This window comes from Microbulbifer sp. SH-1, from assembly GCF_011326135.1.
GTDB lineage: Bacteria > Pseudomonadota > Gammaproteobacteria > Pseudomonadales > Cellvibrionaceae > Microbulbifer > Microbulbifer harenosus.
Genome location: NZ_CP046948.1, coordinates 3,022,496 through 3,039,743, shown reverse-complemented (window position 1 = coordinate 3,039,743; position 17,248 = coordinate 3,022,496). Strand labels below are relative to the sequence as shown.

General features: G+C 63.2%; 12 protein-coding genes. 8 read left to right on the top strand and 4 right to left on the bottom strand.

Annotated elements, in window-relative coordinates; translation table 11 throughout:
- Window positions 1-401: 401 nt before the first annotated feature.
- From mutL to GNX18_RS12360, 8 genes are all read left to right on the top strand, one after another.
- Window positions 402-2,303: a DNA mismatch repair endonuclease MutL gene (gene mutL, locus GNX18_RS12395; RefSeq protein WP_166218486.1), complete on the top strand. Its 1,902-nt coding sequence runs from the start codon at window positions 402-404 to the stop codon at window positions 2,301-2,303.
- 57 nt (window positions 2,304-2,360) lie between these two features.
- Entirely contained in the window at window positions 2,361-3,323 is a 963-nt protein-coding gene (miaA, locus tag GNX18_RS12390; RefSeq protein WP_166218484.1) for a tRNA (adenosine(37)-N6)-dimethylallyltransferase MiaA, read from the top strand.
- 179 nt (window positions 3,324-3,502) lie between these two features.
- Window positions 3,503-3,781, top strand: coding sequence for an RNA chaperone Hfq (gene hfq, locus GNX18_RS12385; RefSeq protein WP_138235184.1), 279 nt, complete (start codon window positions 3,503-3,505; stop codon window positions 3,779-3,781).
- Between the two features lie 182 nt (window positions 3,782-3,963).
- On the top strand, window positions 3,964-5,301 hold the full coding sequence (hflX, locus tag GNX18_RS12380; protein ID WP_138235183.1) for a ribosome rescue GTPase HflX: 1,338 nt from the start codon (window positions 3,964-3,966) through the stop codon (window positions 5,299-5,301).
- Window positions 5,302-5,396: 95 nt separating this feature from the next.
- A complete protein-coding gene (gene hflK, locus GNX18_RS12375) occupies window positions 5,397-6,548 on the top strand; it encodes an FtsH protease activity modulator HflK (protein ID WP_138235182.1) in 1,152 nt (383 codons plus the stop codon).
- A 12-nt stretch (window positions 6,549-6,560) separates the two neighbouring features.
- The gene (hflC, locus tag GNX18_RS12370; RefSeq protein WP_166218482.1) at window positions 6,561-7,436 is read left to right on the top strand and encodes a protease modulator HflC; all 876 of its coding nucleotides are present in this window, start codon (window positions 6,561-6,563) and stop codon (window positions 7,434-7,436) included.
- A gap of 209 nt (window positions 7,437-7,645) precedes the next feature.
- Complete coding sequence (locus GNX18_RS12365) at window positions 7,646-8,836, top strand: ATP phosphoribosyltransferase regulatory subunit (protein ID WP_138235180.1); 1,191 nt, start codon at window positions 7,646-7,648, stop codon at window positions 8,834-8,836.
- A 107-nt stretch (window positions 8,837-8,943) separates the two neighbouring features.
- On the top strand, window positions 8,944-10,266 hold the full coding sequence (locus GNX18_RS12360) for an adenylosuccinate synthase (RefSeq protein ID WP_166218480.1): 1,323 nt from the start codon (window positions 8,944-8,946) through the stop codon (window positions 10,264-10,266).
- Window positions 10,267-10,317: 51 nt separating this feature from the next.
- Here GNX18_RS12360 and GNX18_RS12355 read toward each other — a convergent pair whose 3' ends face one another.
- From GNX18_RS12355 to GNX18_RS12340, 4 genes are read right to left on the bottom strand one after another with little or no spacing between them, the layout of a single operon-like run.
- A complete protein-coding gene (locus GNX18_RS12355; protein WP_166218478.1) occupies window positions 10,318-11,562 on the bottom strand; it encodes a DUF3322 domain-containing protein in 1,245 nt (414 codons plus the stop codon).
- Complete coding sequence (locus tag GNX18_RS12350) at window positions 11,559-14,912, bottom strand: ATP-binding protein (RefSeq protein WP_166218476.1); 3,354 nt, start codon at window positions 14,910-14,912, stop codon at window positions 11,559-11,561. Before GNX18_RS12350 ends, GNX18_RS12355 begins: the two co-directional genes overlap by 4 nt.
- On the bottom strand, window positions 14,905-15,699 hold the full coding sequence (locus GNX18_RS12345) for a DUF4194 domain-containing protein (protein WP_205827900.1): 795 nt from the start codon (window positions 15,697-15,699) through the stop codon (window positions 14,905-14,907). Before GNX18_RS12345 ends, GNX18_RS12350 begins: the two co-directional genes overlap by 8 nt.
- On the bottom strand, window positions 15,696-17,156 hold the full coding sequence (locus GNX18_RS12340) for a DUF3375 domain-containing protein (RefSeq protein ID WP_205827899.1): 1,461 nt from the start codon (window positions 17,154-17,156) through the stop codon (window positions 15,696-15,698). Before GNX18_RS12340 ends, GNX18_RS12345 begins: the two co-directional genes overlap by 4 nt.
- Window positions 17,157-17,248: the final 92 nt, after the last annotated feature.

Here is a 17,248-nt window from a genome sequence, read left to right as displayed (position 1 = left end):
TTTGTGGCTCCGCGCTGGGGCTATGGGGTACGCGCTAAGTGAGTGGCGCCAGGCTACTGGGGATGGGTTTTCAAAACCGCTGTGAATACATCCCTGTACGCTGCGTCGGCGACGTCCCTGTCGCCGACGCTTTTGAAAACCCATCCCCAGTAGCCTGTCTTCGCATCATGAATGTGTAGCCCACAGGTTTGCATATCGCTGACGGAGTACTGCCGCCTGAATTTAAGCTGGAGTGCCGGGGGGTTGTTTTTGGAAGCGTCGCAAACAGGATGTTTGCGCCGCAGCGCCCAGGGATGGGTTCACAGCGGTTCCAAAAACAACCCCCCGGTGCTCCAGCGCCACCATAGAACTTAGAACTTCCAAAAGAACCTGGCACAGACTGCCAAAATACCAAGATCCCAATGCCCGACAATATCCAGCTACTATCCCCTAGACTCGCCAACCAGATCGCCGCCGGTGAAGTGGTCGAGCGCCCCGCGTCCGTAATCAAAGAACTGCTGGAAAACAGCCTCGATGCCGGCGCCTCCAGGCTGGAAGTGGATCTCGACGGGGGCGGGGTTAAGCGCATCATGGTGCGCGACAACGGCAAGGGGATCGAGAAAGGCGACCTGCACCTCGCGCTCGCCCGTCATGCCACCTCCAAAATTCACGCCCTCGAAGACCTCGAAGCTGTCGCCACCCTCGGCTTTCGTGGCGAAGCCCTCGCCAGTATCTCATCAGTCGCCCGGCTCTCCCTCACCAGCAGCCGCGACGAAACCGGCAAAGGCTGGGTAGTGACCGCCGAAGGGCGCGAAATGGAAACCCAGCTGGCGCCGGCGGCACACCCTCGCGGCACCACGGTCGAAGTGCGGGACCTGTTCTTCAATACCCCCGCGCGCCGAAAATTCCTGCGCACCGAAAAAACCGAATTCAGCCGCGTCGACGAAACCATCAAGCGCCTCGCGCTCTCCCGTTTCGATGTCTCCATCAGCCTGCGGCATAACGGCAAGGGTGTGCACAACCTGCGCGGTGGTACCACCAGGGCGGAAATGGAGCGGCGGGTGGCGCAGCTGTGCGGCCCCGCGTTTATGCAGAATGCCCTGCATATCGACATGGAGCGCAGTGGGTTGCGCCTGTGGGGCTGGGTCGCGGAACCGGCGTTTTCCCGCTCTCAGGCCGACCTGCAGTTTTTCTACGTCAACGGTCGTGCCATCCGCGACCGCGTGGTGAGCCACGCCGTGCGCCGTGCCTTTGCCGACGTGTTGTACCACGGCCGCCATCCCGCGTTTGTGCTGTACCTGGAACTGGACCCGGCGGCGGTGGACGTGAACGTGCACCCCACCAAGCACGAAGTGCGCTTCCGCGACAGCCGCCTGGTGCACGACTTCCTGTTCGGCTCCCTGCACCGGGCGCTGGCGGATGTACGCCCGGGCGATAGAGAAACCCAGCGTGAGGAGCAGGGCGAGGATCTCGTGCCGCAGACCTCTGGCATTGCCGCCGGCGAGTTTGCCGGGCAGGAGCGCATGGCGCTCGCGCCGGCATCCGGCACTCCATCGGAAACCGGCTTTGCAGGTTATCCACAGGGCGGTTTCGGCGAGCGCCGTTCACCGGAGCGCATCCAGCAGCAGATGCAGGGGTACGGCGAGTTGCACAGGCCCTACGATGGCGGCGTGCGCGAGGCGCCGGTACCGTCTGCTGCGTCGTGGTCGCAGTCCATGCCCGCCGAGTCCGCGAGCGAGACGCCGCCCCTGGGGTTCGCGGTAGCGCAGCTGCACGGTATCTATATCCTGTCCCAGAACGAACACGGCATGGTGGTAGTGGACATGCACGCGGCCCACGAGCGCATCGTGTATGAAAAGATGAAGGCCGCCCATGCCGCCGGTGGCATTCAGGCGCAACCGCTGCTGGTGCCGGTAAGCCTCGCGGTGAGCGAGCGCGAAGCGGACTGCTTTGAAGAGCGCGAGGAAGTGTTCACCGCGCTCGGCTTTGTGCTGCAACGCGCCGGCCCTGAAACACTCATGGTGCGACAGGTACCTATTATGTTGCACGGCGCACCGGTGGAGCAGCTGGTGCGGGATGTACTCGCCGACCTGCTGGCGGAAGGCAGCAGCGACCGCATCGGCAATCGGATCAATGAGGTTCTCTCTACCATGGCTTGCCACGGTTCGGTGCGCGCCAACCGCAAGCTGAGCATTCCGGAAATGAATGCGCTGCTGCGGGATATGGAACGCACGGAGCGCAGCGGCCAGTGTAACCACGGCCGCCCTACATGGACGCAGGTCAAGCTGTCCGATATGGACAAATGGTTTATGCGTGGACAGTAAAAATCTACTGCGCGGGCACATGGCGGCGCCCATTCGCTACGGTTTGGAGATGTCAGGATGAGTTTGGGTGAGGTTCTTCCCCGTGCAATATTCCTGATGGGCCCCACTGCGTCAGGTAAAACCGATCTGGCCATGGCCATCAGCGAGCGCCTGCCGGTGGAGCTGATCAGTGTGGATTCCGCGCTGGTGTACCGCGGGCTGGATATCGGCTCCGCCAAACCCTCCCCGGAGGAATTGGCCCGCTACCCCCATCGCTTGATCGATATCTGCGATCCCGCTGAGAGCTATTCCGCCGGGCGCTTCCGCGAGGATGCGCTGGCGGCGATGGAGGAAATCACCGCGGCGGGAAATATTCCGCTGCTGGTGGGCGGAACCATGCTGTATTTCAAGGCTCTATTACAGGGCATGGCGGAATTACCACAGGCCGATCCGGCGTTTCGCGCGCTGATCGAAGCGCGTGCGGAGAAAGAGGGCTGGCCGGCGCTGCACCGGGAGCTGGAAAAAATCGACCCGGAACTTGCCGCCGAGCTGCACCCGAATCACTCGGTGCGCATCGAGCGCGCGCTGGAGGTCTACCACCTCACTGGCAAGACCATGACGCAATTGCGCGCGGAGCAGGAACGCACTTCACCACTTGCGCACTACCGGGTGCAGCAGCTGGCGATACTGCCGCGGGATCGCGCACTGTTGCACCAGCGTATCGCCCTGCGTTTTGAGCGTATGCTGGAGAGCGGTTTTATCGACGAAGTAAAAGCGCTGCGCGCGCGCGGCGACTTGCACAAGGATCTGCCGGCAATCCGCGCGGTGGGTTACCGCCAGGTGTGGGAATATCTGGACGGCGAGACCGATTTTGCACAGATGCGGGAGGCCGGCATCGCCGCCACCCGCCAACTGGCCAAGCGTCAGCTCACATGGCTGCGGGGCTGGCCGGAGCTGCATCCTATCTTTGCGCAGGACCCTGACGGTAAAATACGCAAATTCGATGAAATGTTGACAGAGGCCTTGAAATTTCTCGGTTGAGCAGCCATAACGTGAGGGAGCCGGTGAAGCCGGCCCAACTCAGTCAGTTATTCACAGAGCCTTGTTTATTTTTGGCTCTTTTTTATACGCCTCATTACCATGGCCGTCCTTAGTCCGCGGGATTCGCGGGCGCGATCGTGCGTCATCTGGCGGTTTATCTTTTGGCAAGGAGAAAAACGATGTCAAAAGGGCACAGCTTACAAGACCCTTACCTTAATGTTTTGCGTAAAGAGCGTATCCCGGTTTCCATCTATCTGGTCAACGGCATCAAGCTGCAAGGCCAGATCGAATCTTTCGACCAGTTCGTGGTGCTGCTGAAAAACACTGTGAGCCAGATGGTCTACAAGCACGCGATTTCCACCGTAGTACCCTCCCGCGCCGTGCGCGTACCGCTGATGAACCCGGCGGGTCCAGGTGAAGGCGCAGGTCCTGAGGCCGGCAGCGACACCTTCGGCTGAGATTGAATGCCGCGGTGTATCGGCCGCCGGTGCTCTTGTCGGGAAGCAAGAGGCGCCAAGGTATCCGAGCAGTGCGGTATTGACCTGAGCAGTGCAAATACAGACAGCGCCCCGGCTTGCCCGGGGCGTCTGTTGTTCGGTGCCAGTGACCTGGTGCTTTTTTGAACCCAAGAGAATAATCCTTGTTTTTTGATCGCCCGGAATCCGGTGAACTTGCGGTGCTGGTCCACCTGGAGCTATCCGCTATCGACAGCCCCGACGACCCCCGTGAATTTGAAGAATTGGCACTGTCTGCCGGTGCCGATCCGGTGGCCTTTATCTTCGGTACCCGCGCCACGCCAGATCCCAAAACCTTTGTCGGCAAAGGCAAGCTGGAGGAAATCAACGAGGTCGTGAAAAAGCACGGTGCCGAGTTGGTGCTGTTCGATCACACCCTGTCGCCGAGCCAGGAGCGCAACATCGAGCGCGAGCTGAAGTGTCGGGTGCTCGACCGCACCGGATTGATTCTCGATATTTTCGCCCAGCGCGCCCGCACCCATGAGGGCAAGCTGCAGGTGGAGCTGGCGCAGTTGCGGCACATGTCCACCCGCTTGGTACGGGGCTGGACCCACCTGGAGCGCCAGAAAGGGGGGATTGGTCTGCGCGGCCCCGGTGAAACCCAGCTGGAAACCGACCGCCGCCTGCTGCGCGCGCGCATTGATGCTATCGAAAAACGCCTGGACAAGGTGCGTCGTCAGCGCGAGCAGGGGCGCCGCGCGCGCTCCCGCGCGGATGTCGCCACCGTCTCCCTGGTGGGTTACACCAACGCGGGAAAATCCACCCTGTTCAACCGCGTCAGCGATGCGGATGTCTATGTCCGCGACCAGCTGTTTGCAACCCTGGACCCGACCATGCGCCGGGTTGACCTGCCCAACGTGGGGGCGATGATCCTCGCCGATACCGTGGGTTTCGTCTCCCATCTGCCGCACCGGCTGGTAGAGGCCTTTCGCGCCACGCTGGAAGAGGCGGCAAGCTCCTCGCTGCTCCTGCACGTGGTAGATGCCGCGGCGGAGAACCGCCTGCACCTGATTGAAGAGGTGCAGCTGGTGCTTGAGGAAATCGGCGCGGCGGAACTGCCGCACCTGATGGTGTACAACAAAATTGATCTGCTGGCGGACATGGCGCCGCGCATCGACCGCGACGACCAGGGCGTGCCGCGCGCGGTATGGCTGTCGGCGGCCACCGGTGCCGGTTGTGACCTGCTGGTGGAGGCAATTGCCGAGCGCCTCGGCAACCAGATGGTAAGCGGAGCAGTGGTGATTCCACCGCAACACGCACGTCTGCGCGCGCAGCTGTTTTCGAGTAATGCAGTGCAGCGCGAGGATTATCGCGACAACGGCGACATTGAACTGCACGTGATGTTGCCGCGCTCTGAGCTACAGCGATTGATGGCACCCTTTCGCGACGCCGCCAGTCCGCCTCAGTGGCTGCCGGAGAAACCGGAGCAGGAGCCCAAACCGGAAGACTGGGAAACCGGCTGAGAACGGACGTCGCGTAGAGACACTGCGTCGCGGGGGAAAATGCTAGAATTTCGCGACAGCTAACGATTGATAAATTGACAGAATTGGAGTGACCGATGGCCTGGAATGAACCGGGTGGTAATAACAAGGACCCCTGGGGTGGCGGCAATCGCAATAACGACGGCCCACCCGATCTGGACGAACTGCTGCGCAAGATGCAGCAGAAGTTGAATGGCCTGTTCGGTGGCAAGCCCGCCAGCGCGGACGACGGTCGCCCCGGCGGCGGCAGCTTCCCCTGGTCGCTGGTGCTTATCGTGCTCGCGGTGGTCTATGGCCTGTGGGGCTTCTATCAGGTGGATGCCAGCCAGTCCGCAGTGGTACTGCGCCTCGGTAAATATCACGAGACCGTTGGCTCCGGTCTGCACTGGAACCCGCCGCTGATCGACAATGTGACCAAGGTGAACATGACTGAGGTGCGCACCGAACGCACCACCGGCCAGATGCTCACCGAAGACGCCAGCATCGTGGATGTGGTGCTGCAGGTGCAGTGGCACATCGACGACGCGGAGTCCTTTGTGCTGCGCGTGGCCGATCCGCTGAAAAGTCTGCAGGAAGCCACTGACAGTGCTCTGCGCCACGTGGTGGGCTCCCAGACCCTGAACGGTGTTATTTCCCAGAACCGCAGCCAGGTTGCTGCAGATACCCAGCAGCGTCTGCAGGACTACCTGGATCTGTACCAGACCGGTATCCGCGTCGATGTCGTGAACCTCACCGACGCCAAGGCGCCGCGGGAAGTGCAGGACGCGTTCGATGACGTGGTGCGCGCGCGCGAGGATGAGGTGCGCCTGCAGAACGAGGCTCAGGCATATGCCAACCAGGTAATCCCGGTAGCCCGCGGTCAGGCCCAGCGCATGATCGAGGAGGCGGAAGCCTACAAATCCCGCGTTGTCGAGAGTGCCCGCGGTGAAGCTTCGCGTTTCGAGCAGCTCCTGACGGAGTACCAGCAGGCACCGGATGTCACCCGCGAGCGCATGTACCTGGACACGGTGCAGGATGTGATGAGCAATACCTCCAAGGTGATGGTGGATGTCGAGGGCGGCAACAACATGATGTATCTACCGCTGGACAAACTGGCCGAGGGCAGTGCCAGTACCGCCAGCCAGCGCACCCAGGTTTCTCCCCAGGTGATCGACGAGATTTCCCAAAGGGTCATTAACCAGCTGCGCACGGAAGTGAACAACACTCGCCGCGCCCGCGAAGTACGCTAAGGGAGACGAGCCATGAACAACAACAAGTCGCTTTTTGTCATCGCGCTGGTGCTGGTCGGCCTGCTGGTACTCTCCAGCAGCGCCTTCGTGGTCAAGGAGACCGAGAAAGCCGTGCTGCTGCGCTTCGGTGAACTGGTGCGCACCGACTACACCCCGGGCCTGTACTTCAAAATCCCCCTGGTGCATGAGCTGCGCAAGTTCGACGCCCGTATCCAGACTGTTGACTCCCAGCCGGTGCGGATGCTGAACAGCGAAAACAAGTTCATGATGGTGGACTCCTACGCCAAGTTCCGCATCGTCGACGTGGGCCGTTTCTACAAGGCCACCCGCGGTGACGAGCGCAACGCGGTGCGCCTGCTGGCAGAACAGATCAACAACCGCCTGCGCAACCAGTTCGGTGTGCGCGATCTGCACGAGGTGGTGAGCGGCCAGCGCGACCAGCTGATGGCCGACATCACCAAGAATCTGAACGAGACCGCGCAGAAGGATCTGGGGGTGGAAATCATCGATGTGCGCGTGAAGCGCATTGACCTGCCGCCGGAAGTCTCCGAATCCGTGTTCCAGCGGATGCGCACCGGTCGCGAACTGGAGGCCCGCGACCACCGCGCCAAGGGTCAGGAAGCCAGCGAGCGCATCCGCGCCAACGCCGATCGCCAGAAGGTGGTGATTGAGGCGGAAGCCTACCGCAAGGCGGAAGAGCTGCGCGGTGCCGGCGATGCCGAGGCGGCGCGGATCTACGCCGAGGCCTACAGCAAGAACCCCGAGTTCTACCGCTTCTCCCGCAGCCTCACCGCTTACCGGGAGTCCTTCAAGGACAAGAGCGATATGCTGCTGATGGCGCCGGACAGCGAATTCTTCCGCTACCTGAAAGACCCCGCGGGAAAATAAGCCGCATACCAATCCAGCCGGGACTGGCCACAGTCCCGGCAAATAGTGGTAAAATCCCTCAAACCGGGCCGGCGCCCGGTTTTTTTGTGTCGGTGCGGCGGACGCCAGTTTGCTGACTGCCCGGCCATTATGCCGTTCGCCGGAATTGAGGTTCCCGCGGTCGCCGAGACCGTGCTGTTATTTATCAAATACTGTCGAATGCCCACATCATGACCCAAGCTGAACGCTGGATGCTACCGGATGGCATCGCCGAGATTTTGCCCGCGGACGCCAAGCGGGTGGAAACCCTGCGCAGAAACCTGCTGGATCTCTACCATCGCTGGGGCTATGAAATGATCATTCCACCGATGGTGGAATTCGCCGACTCCCTGCTGATTGGCATGGGGCGCGATGTCGATCTCAGGACCTTCCGCGTGACCGATCAGCTTTCCGGGCGCAGTCTGGGTATTCGCGCGGACATCACACCGCAGGCGGCGCGCATCGACTCCCACAGCTTTCCCCGCAGCGGCGCCAACCGCCTCTGCTACGCGGGGCAGGTACTCTATACACGTCCGCGCTCGCCGATGGGGCCGCGCGCACCGATTCAGATCGGCGCCGAGCTCTACGGTGTGGAGAGCCTGCAGGGCGACATCGAAGTCATCAGCCTGATGCTCGAAACCCTGGGCACCGCCGGTATCCGCGAGATCCATCTGGACCTGGGGCACGTGGCGATCTTCCGCAGCCTCGCGGAAGCTGCGGCGCTCGACAGCGAGCAGCAGGCCGCGCTTATCGCGCTGCTGCAGAGCAAAGCGGTGGCGGATATCGAGCGCTGGGTGGAAGAGAATGTGGCCGACACGCAGGCGGCCAGCTGGCTGCGCGCCCTGCCGCGTCTCGCCGGCGGCTGCGAATGCCTGGCGCGCGCCCGCGAGCTGTTCAGCGGCGCGCCGCGGGCTCTGGTGAGCGCGCTGGAAGAATTGCAGCAGGTGGCCGATGCCGTGGCGCTCCGCTATCCGCAGGTGACCCTGTTTTTTGATCTCGGAGAGATGCGCGGTTACGACTACGAGACCGGGTTGGTGTTTGCCGCCTATTCCCCGGGTCACGGCCAGGCCCTGGCCAACGGCGGTCGCTACAATGGCATCGGCGCCGTGTTCGGACGCGATCGCGCGGCCACCGGTTTCAGTACTGACTTGGTCGCCATCAACGCTCTGGGGCAGAATGGCGCCCCTGAAGCGGGAGCGATTCTCGCGCCCGCGAGCGATTGCGCCGAGCTGTGGCAGATCGTAGGCGCGCTGCGCGCCAGCGGTGAAGTGGTGATCAGCGCGATGCCCGGGGAGGGCAGCGACGACACCGAGACCCTGGCCCGCTGTGATCGCGAGCTGGTGCGGCAAGGTGACACCTGGGTGGTGGTGCCGCGCGCCTGAACCCTAGACTATCCAGTTGATTCAAGAATTCCAGGCCGCACGACGGGCGCGGCCGCTCTTTTCATCCGCCCGTCCAACGTTGAACTGACGACACGAGATTTACGCACATGGGCAAGAATGTAGTGGTGCTGGGCACCCAGTGGGGCGACGAAGGCAAGGGCAAGATTGTCGATCTGCTCACCGAGAAAGTCGCGCTGGTAGTCCGCTTTCAGGGCGGTCACAATGCCGGCCACACCCTGGTAATCAACGGTGAGAAAACCGTCTTGCACCTGATCCCCTCCGGCGTACTGCGCCCGGGCGTGGTCTGTCTGATCGGCAACGGCGTGGTGCTGTCCCCGGAAGCCCTGCTGAAAGAGATGGGCGAGCTGGAAGCTGCCGGTGTACCGGTGCGCAAGCGTCTGCGCCTGTCTCCGGCCTGCCCGCTGATCCTGCCGGTGCACGTGGCCCTGGACCAGGCGCGCGAAAAAGCCCGCGGCGACAAGGCCATCGGCACCACCGGGCGCGGCATCGGCCCGGCCTACGAAGACAAGGTGGCGCGCCGCGGCCTGCGTCTCGGCGACCTGTGCAACTGGGACAACTTCTGCGCGCAGCTGAAAGAGCTGCTGGAGTACCACAACTTCGCCCTGACCCAGTACTACAAGGTCGAACCGGTGAGCTACGAGGATACCCTCAAGGTTGCCGAGACCTGGCGCGACGAGCTGGTGCCGATGATCATCGACGTGGCGGATACCCTGCACAAGGCCCGCGAAAACGGTGAGCACATCCTGTTCGAAGGTGCTCAGGGCTCGCTGTTGGATATCGACCATGGCACCTACCCCTATGTGACCTCTTCCAACACGACCGCCGGTGGCACCGCCACCGGTTCCGGTTTCGGCCCGCTGTACCTGGACTATGTGCTGGGCATCACCAAGGCCTACACCACCCGCGTGGGCGGCGGTCCTTTCCCCACCGAGCTGGATTGTGAAGTCGGCAAGCACCTGGGCGAAAAAGGTCACGAGTTCGGCGCCACCACTGGCCGCCGCCGCCGCACCGGCTGGTTCGACGCCGTCGCCGTACGCCACGCCATCCGCATCAACAGCATCTCCGGCCTGTGCCTGACCAAGCTGGACGTACTGGATGGCCTGAAAGAAGTAAAAATCTGTGTGGGCTACCGCAACGCCGCCGGCGAGGAAGTTCCGGTACCGTTCGACGCCGCTGGCTGGGAAGGTGTGGAGCCGGTGTACGAATCCATGCCGGGCTGGGATGAGACCACTTACGGTATCCGCCGCGAAGCAGACCTGCCGCAGACCGCGCGCGACTACATCGCCCGCATCGAAGAGCTGGTAGGCGCGCCCATCGACATCATTTCCACCGGTCCTGATCGTGTGCAGACCATCGTGCGCGAGACTTCTGCCCTGTGTGAAATGGGTATTCACAGCCCCAGCGTGTAATTCCTTTCCTGTCCGGAAACGGAGCTGAATCGGGGGCGGCGGCAATCTGCATCAACTTGTGATTGCCGCTGCATCCTCGGCTGCCGCATTCATCGGGCACCAGGTCTGCAGGCGCCTGTGCACGAAGTCCTGGGGCAGGCGTTCCTGCTCCAGTCTGATGCTTTTTCCCCCGCTCTGTAGCAGTTTCCATACCCCGCGTTCTTCCTCCGTCAGTGCCGGCGGGAAGGTAGTTTGTGGCGTTGACTCTTCCACCCCGAATTCCCGGAACCGCTCCAGGGTGTCCATATCCATCATCAGCGATTCCACATGCGGTTGATGCCGTCGCGCGTCTGCCAGTAGGGTCAGTCCCCAACTGTCCAGATCGCCCCAGTAGCCGATCCGTTTCTGCGCCAACCACGGGGCGCGCATCCACGCCAGGTTCCGTCCGCTGCCAGAGATGGCGATGGTGTCCGCAAGTAGCGGCAGTCCCAGGCCGGTGCCGGGAGAGGACTGGCGGTTTTCCACCAGCAGAATGTTGCCGGCGGGCAGTGGAAACTGTTCCAGCGTTGTCGCATCGAGTTGCAATAGGGGCAATCCGCCGAGCCGGGCGCGCACCTGTGGGCAGAGTGGGCGCACCAGCAACCAGCCCTTTGGGTTTTCCCGGCAGTCGAGCCAGGGCACCAGGCCACCGGCGGCGCCGACGGCGCCCTGGTGCAGTTCATCCAGAAGAGAGCTGATCAGCGGCTGCCAGCTTTCCACAAACTTGGTGTCGACGCCGGTGAGCGGCAGCGCGCGCAGATACTGCCCGCCACCGAGGCCTTCGCGCAGTTGCGGCAATAGCCGGGCCAGCAGTTGCGCGTCCTGTTCCCGCATCTGCTCCAGCGTCTCCAGATGCCGGGTGAGGGTGGGGAACAGTGAGTGATCGAGCGCCAATAGCGGCGCCATTACCTTCTGCCAATGGAGAGCGAGCGCCAGAGCTTCGCCGCCGAGACAGTCCAGCAGTGACTGCATCGAGTCGATCCGCAGTGCCACCGGCAGTTGCCAGTGGCCGAGCTGGCGGAACTGGCGGCTTTCCCACCGTACTTCTTCAGGTCTGGGCCATGTGCGCCACTGTTCCTGCAGAGTCTGCAGGCGGGCGAGCTCCGCCAGTGCCTCGGCACCGCCGGGAGGCTTCAGCGAAATCTGGATGGGAAAGGGGCGTTCGCCGATGAGGCGCTGGCGAAAATTGCGACGGTTGCGCCACTCCCGCTGCAACAGCCGCTCCCGCACCTGATGCGGCAGCAGGCCCCAGGTATTTTCGGGGTTTGCCTCGCTCACGCCGGCTCCACCTGGACCTCTGCCTCCGCTGCCAGTGATCGCTGTGCCGCCGTCTGCATGCGCTGGTCAATCTCCTCCCAGGTCACTTCGCACAACTGGCTCTCGTGGGTGTCTGCATTGCGCTCCGCGATCAGCAGAGCGCGTGCCGATTCCCTTGCCAGATTGAGGTTTTTGTAGGGCGTGATCAGGTTGACGTGGATGTGTAGCTCGCGGAATACCCGCAGCACGCGGCGGCTGACGGCCTCGGCGGTATTGGAGAAGGCCTCGTCGAGAAATACGGTGCTGTAGATGGGCTTATCGCTGCCATCCGGCGTGAGGACATACGCGAGGCTGGCGGCGACGATGACACCGGCAAATGCCTCTTTCTCACCGCCGGACTTGCCGCTGGAAGAGTCCAGCACGTCGCGGATGATCTGGTCCGCGCGCCCGACTTCCTCGGCATAGAACGACATCTGATGGCGCGGATCCAGCAGCCGCAGGCTTTCCAGGGTTCCCGCGCTGACCGGGTTACTGGCCTTGTCGAGAATCTGGATCACCTGTTTCAGCAGTGCGAAACGGCTCTCGTGATCGTCGCTGGCGCTCAGGCTGAACAGGCGCGTGAGTTGCTGGTTGAAATCGCGCACATGGGGATACTGGTCGGTGCGCGCGCACAGGCGCAGATAGCTGCCGGCCTTGAATTCGGTGCGCGCCAGCACCCGGTTGATCACCTCGATGCGCTCGCGGATATCTTCGCGCTCGGATTCGATCTTGGAGCGGATGCCCGCGAGGGATTGGGTAGTGTGGCGGTTGAGGCGCTCGCGGAACTGCTCCACCAGCGCCGGCAGCCCCTCGTCTTCCAGTGAGGCCAGATGCGTGAGGTATTCCGGCACCGCGTCCAGATTCCGGCCCCAGTCGCTGGCGACCGTTTCCCACTTGGAATAAAAGGTGGAAACGATACTGATAGCGCCGTTGCTACTGCTGGTTTTGCTGGCGGCAGCGCGGTTGCGCTCCTGTTCCAGCTCGCCGCGGTGGCGCTGTTCCAGCGCCGCGGCAGTTTCCAGATCGTCGGCGGAAAGGGCACCAATGCGTCTGTCCAATCGTTCGCGCAGCGCGTCGTCCATTCCGATGGCCGCTTCCTGGCGGGCGCTATCCAGCCGGCTCTCCGCTTCCTGCCGGCTCTTGTCGGTTTCCCAGATACGTTTGTTGTGTTGCGCGAGCTGCTCGCCGATCTCTTGATGCAATGCCTTGGCCTGGTCCCAGCGCTGTTTCGCCCGCGCCAGATCGCCGCGGTCGTTTTCCAGTTCCAGCAACAGCGACTGTAATTTCTCTACCCGCTGCTGCCACTCGGGCACATCGATCTGCAGCCAGCGGAAATCGGCGAGTTTTTCCCACTGCCGGTTGCGCTGTTCGATCGCGTCCATGGCCGCGCGCGCGGCGGCGACGGCGGGCACCTGTTGCGCGAGGGTGCTTTCCAGTTCCTGCAGGTCTCGCTGGATCAGTGCCAGACGGGATTTGTTGGAAAAACCCAGCGCCCAGGTGCGGCGGTTGTCGATACGGTGCTGATCCTTTTTCTCGAAGCGCCCCCGCTCCAGGTGGATCAGCCCCTGCTGGGTGATGGAAAACGGTGTGGCGTCCAGTGCGGCGGTGTTCGCCACGCACTGCAGGTCGAAGCGGGCCAGGTGGCGCTTCAGCCAGTCGCGGTAGCGGTGCTCGCGCCAGACAAGTTTGCGCAGGTAGCCATCGGCTTTGAAGTCGGCGGGTCCACCGTGATCGCTTGAGACCACCTGCGCGCGCACATGCAGTCCGGTGTGGCGGGCGTTCAGCCAGCGGGTGACCATCGAGAAGCGCTCCCGGGGCACTGCCAGCGTGGTGCGCAGGCCGCCGAGGGCGCGCTCGATGGCGCCCTGCCAGCCGCGGTGCTCCTCCTGCACATCGATCAGTTCGCCGATAAACATCAGTTCGCCGGCGGGGATTGCCAGTTCCTCGCTCATCTGGTCGCGCAGTTTCTGGTAGGCCGGGTCTATGTTGGAGTCCGGCCTGGCCTCGATTTCCCGGATCTGCTCCTGGAGTTCGTTGCGTTCGCTCTGCAGATTGCCGAGCCTGGCGCTGGCCTCGGCAAAAGCATCCTGGGCCTGTTGCCGCTCGCCGGCGGCATTTTCCAGCGCGGCCTGCGCGCGCTGCTGGTTGCTGTGAAACTCGACCGCGTCCAGTGTATCCGGCAGCTGCAGTGCCCGAGCCAGCTTCTGATAATCACCGGCGGCGCTGGTGACCTGCTGCAGTTGGCTGCGGGCCTGCTCCAGATCCTTTTTGAGCAATTCGATGCGCTCGCCGCCGGCCTGCAGGTAGTCGGCGTGGCGGCTCTCCACATCCTGTTGCGCCTGTTGTTCCCGCTGCTCCAACACCAGCCGCTGTTGATGCAGGGCATCCAGCTGTTTCAGCAGGGATTCGATGCGCTGTTGCCACAGGGCCGCGCACTGCTCGCCGAACCACACCGGCAGGGCCGCGAGGTCTGCGCTGCGCGCGTCCAACGCGGAGGTTGCCTGTAGGTAGGATTCCCAGGTCTGCGGCAGTGAGGCCAGCGCCTGGCACTGGGCGCGCACGTCGCACAGCTGTTCGTGCACGCTGTTGAGATCGTCGAACTCCGCCACCGCCTTGCGCGCATCGTCGCGCACACCGCTGGGCTCCAGTACCAGATCGCGGATCAGCTGGGTCAGGTCGTCAATTTTTTTCAGGCCCAGGGCGCGGGACAGCAGTGCCGGCGCGTTGCCATTTTCCATGTGCAACAGGCGGCGGTAGTTCTCCCGGTACTCGCCGAAGTGGTCGTCGCAGGGAATCAGCGTGGGGTCCTGTTTCAGGGTCTGCTTCAGTGCGCGGGCGTCGCCCTCGCCAAAGCTGCGCAGCATTTCCTCCAGGGTGTAATTGCGTTTGGCGACGAGATACAGGCGGGAGAGATCGCTCAGCGAATTGCCGGGTTTGGTGGTCCAGAACAGCGCGGCGAGGGTGATCTCGGAACCGTCGTCGGCGCGGTACAGAGCGCGCAGGGCAGTGGCAGTGGCCCCTTCGCGCTTGTTACGGGTGCGGGTCTCGGCGCCGTCGTGCTCCGATCCGAAGCTGCCGCGCATGTAGGAAAACAGCGAGCGGTCGCTGCGATCGCCCTGGGCGGCGGCGACGTTGAAGTGGCTTTTGCCGGCGGGCAGCAGCAGGGCCATCAGGCCGTCGATCAGCGTGGACTTGCCGGCGCCGTTGTCGCCGGTGATCAGCGTGCCGTGGGCATCGATACTGGCGGTGTGCAGACCGTGGAAGGAGCCCCAGTTGTACACCGAAAGTTCCGCCAGGCGTATCTGCCCCTGAGGGAAGAAGCCGTTACTCATGCTGGTCACCTCCGTTGCCGTCGGCCCCTGCCAGTTTGCGGTATTCGCCCAGCAGTTGCTGAAGGAAATCGGCGCTCACCAGATAGCGGATGGCCGGGGTGATTTCGAAACGCTCATCTTCACCGCGTACACTGGCGAGAATTTTGCGCTCTTTCAGTTTGGCGAGGGCGCCGGTGAGGGTGCGGCGCTCCAGGCGGCTGTTGTTGGTGAGCGGCAGGAACGGCGTAAGGCGGGCCTCGATCTGCTCCAGATCGATGATGATCTGGCGCTCGCCGCTGGTCTCGCGCTCTTGGAAATGCTTGCGCAACACCAGCAACAACAGAGTGTCGTACAGCGTGAGGGTGCGGGGCGTGATCAGGGTGACCACTTCCCCGTCTTCGTCGTCATCGGTGTCCTCCCGCTGCCGCAGTAAGGCGATGCCCGCTTTGTCGTCCAGCAACAGGCGCAGGTACATATTGTCCAGCTGCTGCTCGATACCGGCGCGGTACCGACACAGCGCTTCAAACAGCAGGCGCTTTTCCGCAAACAGGATCACGCCTTTTTTCAGCAGATAGACCAGGGCGCGGCGGGCTTCGTGGGGCAGGGCGGAGGAAGAGCCCGTATCCAATGATGAAGTGTCCGGTGATGCGGAATCCGCTGATTCGGCATCGGATGCCTGCGCGGTCGCCGCCTCGGCCATTTCCGCTGTTGGTGAAGTCTCGGCATGCCGGTCGGAAGATTGTCCGCTGCTGGCTTCGCGCCACTGGTCGAACAGATCCGGGGCTGAAATGGGGGTGTCCGCGCTCATAGGGACAGATCCTCGAGTTTTTGCGAAAACAGATCCGCGTGCAGCATATAGCGGGGAATGGTGGCCGTGATGGCGCCACGCCGGCGATCGTTGACGGTGATGGATTCCTGCTCCGGCAGGCGCGGCGCGTCGATCGCGCGGGCGACCCGCAGGCAGGCGACCAGCTCTTCCAGCCCCGCGTTGATCGGTCGCGCGGCCGTCAGCCCGGCAATGGTCTGGGGGCCTGTTGCGCGCAGCAGGTCGCGCAGTTCGATGGCGACTTCCATCACTTTCACCGCTTCCAGGTGTTGCAACATGGCGGCGTTGGGTTCGCGCCGGTTTGTGTGGGTCTCCACCGCGCTGGTGTCCAGCTGCTGATCCGGGGTGCGCAGTTGCATGCTGTCCAGAGTGCGTATCGAGGCGCTGCCACTGTCAAGGGTCAGCGCAGTCTCGGCGCGCAGGCTGATCTCACTGTGCGGGAAGTTCACCGCCAGCTGTTCCAGCTCCCGCAGCAGCCGGTCCACCGCACGGTTTTCCAGATGGGCGCCGCTCTCCACAAAGGCGCGCAGGCTTTCTTCAGTGCGGCGGCGCACGTTGAGCACCCGCTCGCTCTCGCGGCCCAGCTCGCGCATCAGGCGCTCGAGAAAGCGCCGCTGGCCCGGAGGCAGATGCCCGGCGGCGGGCCGGGCGAGGATGGAGTTGAGTTGCTCGCGCAATTCGGTACCGCGATTCTGGTCCATGAGCAGCTCAAAGAAGCCCTCGAAGGCGCGGCCGGCTTCGGACGACAGCAACAGCTGTTCCTTTTCCAGCAGGCCAGACAGCACCGCGCCGCGACCGCCACCGGATTCGATCATGTCCACCCGCAGGGCCTGATCCAGCTGGCGGATTTCGTCCTCCACCCGGCGGAAGTCACTGGTGAGCACCGAGGCCAGCTGGTACACCTCGCGGATCCGCTCACTCTGCTCCTGCTCCGGCAGCTGGCGTACGATCCCCGCGCGCAACTCGTCGATCTCCAGTTCCAGTTGCAGCCTGCGCGCCTCGAGAATGGCGATGCGCTCATCGGCATTGGGGCTGAGCGCCACCGCCAGATCGCGCACCGCATCCTGAACGATGCGCAGGTGCGAGGCGGTGGCGTGGGTCTCCCGCTGGTCGAGGCCGCGGCAGAAGCGCAGCGCCACTTCGCAGGCATCGGTTCTGGTGAGCTGATCGTCCAGCTCGCGCAGCCAGCCCGCCTGGATCCACTGGCGCAGATAGGTGCCGGCGGGGGTATCCGTTTCCCAGGTATTCGCCTCCCGCGAGCGCGCCAGTTCCGCGGCCAGCGCCGCCCTGGCCTGGCCGAAGGGCACTTCGCTGGCCTCGCGGAACAGATCCGAAACGAAGGCCAGGATATGTGGCGCGTTGTCCGCTCGCAGCAGCTGCCACGCGGCGTGCTCGCGGTAGAGGCGGCGGAAGCGGGCCTGGTGTTCGGTAAAGCTCAAGGTGTCTTGCCCCGCCGATTGCCGCGGTAGCGGGTTGGATGGATCATGGAGACAGGCATTGCAACAGAGTACGTTGGAAAAAAATTGTGATC

Excerpts from the sequence above, each read along its gene's own strand:
- GNX18_RS12365 (WP_138235180.1), top strand. The coding sequence starts at position 7,646 with ATGACCCAAGCTGAACGCTGGATGCTACCGGATGGCATCGCCGAGATT.
- hfq (WP_138235184.1), top strand. The coding sequence starts at position 3,503 with ATGTCAAAAGGGCACAGCTTACAAGACCCTTACCTTAATGTTTTGCGT.
- hflK (WP_138235182.1), top strand. The coding sequence starts at position 5,397 with ATGGCCTGGAATGAACCGGGTGGTAATAACAAGGACCCCTGGGGTGGC.
- GNX18_RS12360 (WP_166218480.1), top strand. The coding sequence starts at position 8,944 with ATGGGCAAGAATGTAGTGGTGCTGGGCACCCAGTGGGGCGACGAAGGC.
- GNX18_RS12350 (WP_166218476.1), bottom strand. The coding sequence starts at position 14,912 with ATGAGTAACGGCTTCTTCCCTCAGGGGCAGATACGCCTGGCGGAACTT.
- hflC (WP_166218482.1), top strand. The coding sequence starts at position 6,561 with ATGAACAACAACAAGTCGCTTTTTGTCATCGCGCTGGTGCTGGTCGGC.
- miaA (WP_166218484.1), top strand. The coding sequence starts at position 2,361 with ATGAGTTTGGGTGAGGTTCTTCCCCGTGCAATATTCCTGATGGGCCCC.
- mutL (WP_166218486.1), top strand. The coding sequence starts at position 402 with ATGCCCGACAATATCCAGCTACTATCCCCTAGACTCGCCAACCAGATC.
- GNX18_RS12345 (WP_205827900.1), bottom strand. The coding sequence starts at position 15,699 with ATGAGCGCGGACACCCCCATTTCAGCCCCGGATCTGTTCGACCAGTGG.